Source organism: Flectobacillus sp., assembly GCF_049240685.1.
GTDB lineage: Bacteria > Bacteroidota > Bacteroidia > Cytophagales > Spirosomataceae > Flectobacillus.
This window is the reverse complement of record NZ_JBMLSD010000111.1, coordinates 1-5,875: the sequence shown is the minus strand read 5'-3', so window position 1 is coordinate 5,875 and position 5,875 is coordinate 1. Positions and strand designations below refer to the sequence as shown.

The 5,875-nt window shown below is 37.5% G+C and carries 6 protein-coding genes; all 6 read left to right on the top strand.

The window, feature by feature from the left end:
• Window positions 1–321 precede the first annotated feature (321 nt).
• Complete coding sequence (locus ACOVQ4_RS04915) at window positions 322–1,020, top strand: ABC transporter ATP-binding protein (RefSeq protein WP_421819540.1); 699 nt, start codon at window positions 322–324, stop codon at window positions 1,018–1,020.
• A 78-nt stretch (window positions 1,021–1,098) separates the two neighbouring features.
• Window positions 1,099–2,034 carry an HlyD family secretion protein gene (locus ACOVQ4_RS04910; RefSeq protein ID WP_421819539.1) on the top strand — a complete coding sequence of 312 codons (936 nt, stop codon included), beginning with the start codon at window positions 1,099–1,101 and terminating at the stop codon, window positions 2,032–2,034.
• Window positions 2,031–3,170, top strand: a complete 1,140-nt coding sequence (locus ACOVQ4_RS04905; RefSeq protein ID WP_421819538.1) for an ABC transporter permease — start codon at window positions 2,031–2,033, stop codon at window positions 3,168–3,170. Before ACOVQ4_RS04910 ends, ACOVQ4_RS04905 begins: the two co-directional genes overlap by 4 nt.
• A gap of 180 nt (window positions 3,171–3,350) precedes the next feature.
• Window positions 3,351–4,673 (top strand): TolC family protein, encoded by a 1,323-nt coding sequence (locus ACOVQ4_RS04900; protein ID WP_421819537.1) that lies wholly within the window; start codon window positions 3,351–3,353, stop codon window positions 4,671–4,673.
• A gap of 5 nt (window positions 4,674–4,678) precedes the next feature.
• Complete coding sequence (locus ACOVQ4_RS04895; protein WP_421819536.1) at window positions 4,679–5,086, top strand: hypothetical protein; 408 nt, start codon at window positions 4,679–4,681, stop codon at window positions 5,084–5,086.
• A 184-nt stretch (window positions 5,087–5,270) separates the two neighbouring features.
• Window positions 5,271–5,875 (top strand): MarR family winged helix-turn-helix transcriptional regulator (locus tag ACOVQ4_RS04890; RefSeq protein ID WP_421819535.1); only part of this gene is annotated, 605 nt, incomplete at its 3' end.

Sequence of the window (5,875 nt, the reverse complement as noted above, 5' to 3'; positions counted from 1 at the left end):
ACTAGAGCTTAACCCAAGGCTTAAGTCTTAGACTCATTTTTTCGATACGGGTGAATTAATTCACCCGCTAGTCGGAAGTTTACCCTCGTTCTAGACGTAGTATTGGACTTATTTTTTAACAGTTTTAAAACTGACCATCAATCGTATAACATATCTACGCTCAGTACCTTTTAACATTTCCTAAAACTTCTTCAAACAATTTACCCGCCCAGATGTTTTATATATGTTTTTGAACTATTACAAAAAATATAGTACGAAAACATATATAAATATCGAATATTTGTATTACTTTTGAAAAAGTAAAATGTTATCGTACTATTTATGGAAATTGTAGCAAGTGTTTCAAATGCCTCGAAGCAGTACAAAACTGGTGATACCGTCATTACTGCCTTACAACCTTCGAGTTGTGAATTCAGAAAAAATGAGCTAACACTTATCATTGGTCCTTCTGGTTCTGGAAAAACCACTTTACTATCACTCTTAGGGTGCGTGATTTTTCCTAGCACAGGTGAGGTTACAATTTGTGACCAATTGATTAATGGACTTAATCAAAACCAACTCGCCAGAGTACGTCTTCAAAACATTGGTTTTGTTTTCCAGAGCTTCAATTTATTAGTCCCACTCAATGCCCTCGAAAATGTCATGCAGCCATTGTTATTGTTAGGGATTTCTAGAAAAGAAGCACGTCAGCGAGCTACAGAAGCCCTACGCAAAGTAAGTATGGAAGACCGCATGTACAACCTTCCTAAAATGCTAAGTGGCGGGCAACAGCAAAGAGTGGCCATTGCGCGTGCACTAGTAACCAACCCACCCTTGATGTTATGCGATGAACCCACGGCAGCCCTCGATACCAAAAGTGTGTCTGTTGTAATGGATGAGCTCAAAATGCTTTCAACTTCAGGAAAATCTGTGGCGGTTGTTACCCATGATTTACGATTAAAAAAGTTTGCAGATAGAATTATTTACGTCAACAACGGTATGATTTCGGACCATCAGGAAGAAAAGGATATGCTTCTTTAACAGACGGTTACGTATACCAAAAAGAGTTTGAGTTTTTAGCAATATGCTTTTGTACTTTCATTCACAATAACTATCAAAATGAAGCATTACCTGATATTAAGCCTATTGGTAGCTCTTCTGATGAGCTGCAATAAAGAGCAAACCAAAGAATCCCTTAATCAGAAACAATCCAATCCCAAAGCTCCTACTCAATTGGTAGTAGCCATCGGAAGAGTAGAACCACAAAATGGTATTATCAATCTATCGGCTCCAGTAGGCGGTATTGTCGAAAAAGTCTTGAAAAATGATGGCGACAAGGTGCAAGTCAATGAGGTTATTTTACAACTCGATGATGACGCTGAACAAAATAAAATCAATGAGTTGAAAGTTAAAATATCCACTCAGCGCACACAGATAGACATTTCTCAAACTAAGGTCGTAGAGATTACGGCCAATCTCAAAAACAAAAAACTACTACTGGATAGAGCGAAGCAACTAATTGCCAAAGGAGCCGAAACACAACAAGTTTATGATGATTTATCAACAGACTTAGAGGTTTTGGAAGCCAATCTCAGTGCAGCCAAAACGCAAGTACAATTAGCCAATAGTGAGCTGAATGAACTTCAAACACAATTACAAACCCTCTATCGTGAGGCCAGCAAAAAAGTGTTCAGAGCTCCATTTGCAGGTATTATCCTCGACAGAACAGTCAATCAAGGCGAATCAGTTAGCCAATATGCCAGCTATGCAGAGGTGGCTCCTCAAGGAAAGCTTATCATAAGAGCCGAGGTAGATGAAATGTTTAGTAATAATATCAAAATTGGGGACACTGTCGAAATCGTCAATATTGGAAGTAATAAGGTTATTGCAAAAGGACAAATTTCGTCGATGGCTCCTTATTTGAAAAAGAAATCACTGTTTTCTGAAAAAGCAGATGACCAAGAAGACCGAAGAGTTCGTGAGATACGCATCTCGGTGGTTGACGACAAAAATCTCATTATCAATGCCAAAATTGAATGTAACATCAAGCTATGATACTGACGGCCTTTAAATTTATCAAATACGACACCGCCAAAAGTATTGGCGTAATCGTGGGTATTGTGATTAGTATTTTTCTGATTGGTCAACAAATCGGTATCCTTGGCTTCTTGACTGGTCTCATGGGAGGACTCGTAGAAAACTCTCGTAAGGATATTGCTCAAATTTGGGTCATCGATAATATTACCCGCAATGCCAACGAACTTGGCAAACTAGACGAGCGATATGTTCGAGAAATCAGAAGTATTGATGGTGTAGCCAATACTTATCCAGTGGTTATATCAAATGGTTTGGTAAAATTCAAAAACGGAAAAACTGCCTCGGTTTTATTGATTGGAAGCGAAGCACCTTATTTTGTGGCAGGCCCAACTCCACAAAAGGTTTTCAAAGGAGATATCAGCGATTTGGCACAAGACCAAGCAATGTCGGCAGAGTTCTTTGACCAAAAAACTTTTGATGCAGCACTCGAAGTAGGCACTAGAGTCGAAATTAATGGCAAAGAAGCTCAAGTTCGCCTACAAACCAAAAACGCTAGAGGTTTTGCTGGAGCATTCTTTTATACCACCCTGAGCAAAGCACGCTACTATGGTGGTTTTCCCGAAAATAAAGTCAGCATCGTCGCGATTCAAGTAAAGCCGGGTTACGATGTAGCCTCTGTTATCAAAAGTATTAATACCAAATTTTATGGCATTCGTGCTTGGGACGCCAACGAGCTTCAGGCCTCCACGATTAGTTTTATCACTATCTCCTCTAATATAGGTACAAGTGTAGGGTCGTTGGTTGTGTTTGCCATCATTAGTGGCTTCTTTATCATTGGACTCACACTGTATTCGGCGGCACTCGACCGTATAAAGGATTATGGTACTCTCAAGGCCATTGGAGCTACCAACAGCTATGTCCGAAACTTGATTTTACTACAATCTTTCTTTTTTGCTATTATCGGTTTTGTAATTGCTTTTGCGCTTTTACTAGGTTTCAAAAAAGGAGTAGAAAATGCTGGATTAGCTATAAATTATTCGGCTTTGGAGATACTGGGCTTATTTATTATTACCCTATTTATCTCAATGGGAGGCTCGTTGTTTGCCATCAAGAAAATCAACGGCGTCGAGCCAGCCTCGGTATTTAGGGGATAGCGGTGAGTTTTGAATTGCGGATTTGGGATTTTTGATTTCGGAAATAAAGTAAAATACCTCTATTTTTTACAAAACATAAAAGATTACACTTCCGAAATCCCACATCCGATATCCGAAATAAATGGTTTTTATTATCCTTCTTCCACTCCTAATTCATCATTCGATATATCTTGATATTTTATGAAATCAATACTAATCATCATTTATTTGCTATTGGTGCATTCCATGTATGCTCAAATTACACTCAATGAATGTATCGAAAATGGCTTGAAGCATAGACCTAGCATCAAAACAGCCCAAACAGATCTTGCTGTGGCTGCACTAAAAAGTTTGGATGCTCAATCTAAATTTTTACCACAAATTTCCTTAGCTTACGAATACCATTACAACCCGATTATTGCCACGCAGGTAGTTCCAACAGGTCTTTTTGGCGGTGCTTCAACCTCTGAAACGCAGGCAATTCGTTTTGGTAGCAATTGGCAGCAAAATGCAGGAGTTACGGTATATCAACCCTTGATTGATTTATCTTTAAAAAGTAAAATTAAAGAAAGTAAAATCAATGAGGCTTTAGCAAATTGGGACCTCAAAAAAGCTGAAGAAGATTTTGTCTATGAAATTATCAAATCTTATAGCCAAATCCTTCTTTACCAACTTCAAAGTCAAGAATCAGCCTCTGATTCTGTTCGCAGTTATATTTCGATGACTATGATGGAGGCAAAGTTTAAAGAGGGGAAAATATTGAAAACAGAATGGAATACCGCCAAAATCAATCATAACAATAACCTATCTGCTTTTCAAAAGGCTTTTTCAAACCTGATTAACGAGAAAATTTATTTGAATTATCTTACCAATATCAGTCTCGAAAAACTCTTAGCTGATTCATATACCCCTATCAACGAGGTTTTGAACAATACGCCCAACAATACCACCTTTGAATCAAGTATTGATTTTCAAAAGTTTCTTACACAAGAACAACTCCTCAATCAGCAAATTTTAACTGAGCAAACGCAGTATCGACCAACCTTGGGAGTTCAAGGATACATTGGCGCCAACCAGTACACCCAAACTATCAATCCCTTTTTGGCGAATTCATGGTTTGGCAATAGCTATGTAGGGCTTTCTGTGAAATTACCCATTTTTGCCCCAGACAAATCTATTAATCTAAGCAAACAACTCAAAAAGCAACTGACGGTAGTAGAAAATCAAAAGGAAGAATTAAAATCTCAAAAAAATAAGGATATTCTCCAAAATACCACTACCATCGAAAGACTACAGAAAGAGATTGTTTTTGCCACAAAAAATATCGCCCTTTTAAAAGAAAACCTAGATATCTTTCAAGCACGCTTTCAAACAGGACAATTTGAGGCCGCCGAGTTAAATACCCAAGAAAGCGCTTTACAAAAAGCCCTCGTTCAACAACTACAACTCAAAGAACAGCTCAACCAAACCCTTGTGGAAAAGTTATATAACAGTGGAACCCTTCTCGAAAAATTTAAAAAATAAATACTATGACTCTCAAACCTGATACCATCGCACAAAGCCTTCTCGCAACTCATTCAACCATTGAGTCTTTTGGCTTCGAGTTAAAAAATTGGAATTTGGATGCCGATAATTTTAGTTTATTCTTTTCGAAAAAGAATGTTTATTTCAAAGAAGATAACAACTTTTCGATTGACGCTCTATTGTTTCAATCTCTAGAGCTTTACAAACGATTTGTTGAATATGGCGAACATCTCCAACTCAGTAATTTTCACAGTGTTAATTTATGGACGAATAAGCAAACAATCCATGATTTTACGATAGAAATTGACTGGCTCTCTACCCCAAATAAACACCAGAAATTTCTTGAAGCTTATTGTTACAATGAAGCTGGGCAACTTCTGGGCAAAGGCTCCGCCCTGTTGAATAAGCAATAATTATGTAAATTTGGGAGTAAATTTTACCTGTTTTAGGCTATAGGCTTTATGCTATAAGCAAAAAGAATCAAAATATTTTATGAGAAATTACTAGCTCATTGCTTAATGCTTACAGCTTATTGCATAAAGCTCAATAATGCAAAATTGCATTATTACTTACCACAACTTAACGGTTTTGAGGCTTATGAATAAGCAAGTTTTAATAGAAATAATTGAACATCTCGATCAATTTCATACAGACTATAAAGGTGGAAATGATTATACTTTAGATGATTTTCTGGGGTATCTCAACACCCAACGCCCAAGCAAGGATATTGAGATGCGTAAAATGGGCGGAGACAAAGAGCAACATTTGAATATAGTCCGACAAGAAAGTAACAGCGATGTTGCCATCTTGGTGAAACTGTTATTTAGCTATGCCAAAGGATACATCAAGAAGGCACTACAGCACAGTATCATTCAAACAGCGGACGAATTTGCCTTTTTAATCACCCTTATCACCTTTGAAAGCCTGACCAAAACCGAATTGATTTCGAAACAAGTCATGGAAAAAACCTCAGGAATAGAAGTAATCAAACGATTAGTAGCACAAGGATTGATACATGAATTCTCTGATTTGACAGACAAAAGAAGCGTTAGGGTAAGTATTACCGAGAAAGGAAAAATGGAAGTAATGAACGTACTTCCAGAAATGAGCAAAGTCTCACGCATCGTAGTAGGAGATTTATCGCCATCAGAAATCACGACACTTTCGTATCTTATGAAAAAACTCGATTTCTACCATAACGA

Excerpts from the sequence above, each read along its gene's own strand:
- ACOVQ4_RS04895 (WP_421819536.1), top strand. The coding sequence starts at position 4,679 with ATGACTCTCAAACCTGATACCATCGCACAAAGCCTTCTCGCAACTCAT.
- ACOVQ4_RS04915 (WP_421819540.1), top strand. The coding sequence starts at position 322 with ATGGAAATTGTAGCAAGTGTTTCAAATGCCTCGAAGCAGTACAAAACT.
- ACOVQ4_RS04910 (WP_421819539.1), top strand. The coding sequence starts at position 1,099 with ATGAAGCATTACCTGATATTAAGCCTATTGGTAGCTCTTCTGATGAGC.
- ACOVQ4_RS04900 (WP_421819537.1), top strand. The coding sequence starts at position 3,351 with ATGAAATCAATACTAATCATCATTTATTTGCTATTGGTGCATTCCATG.
- ACOVQ4_RS04905 (WP_421819538.1), top strand. The coding sequence starts at position 2,031 with ATGATACTGACGGCCTTTAAATTTATCAAATACGACACCGCCAAAAGT.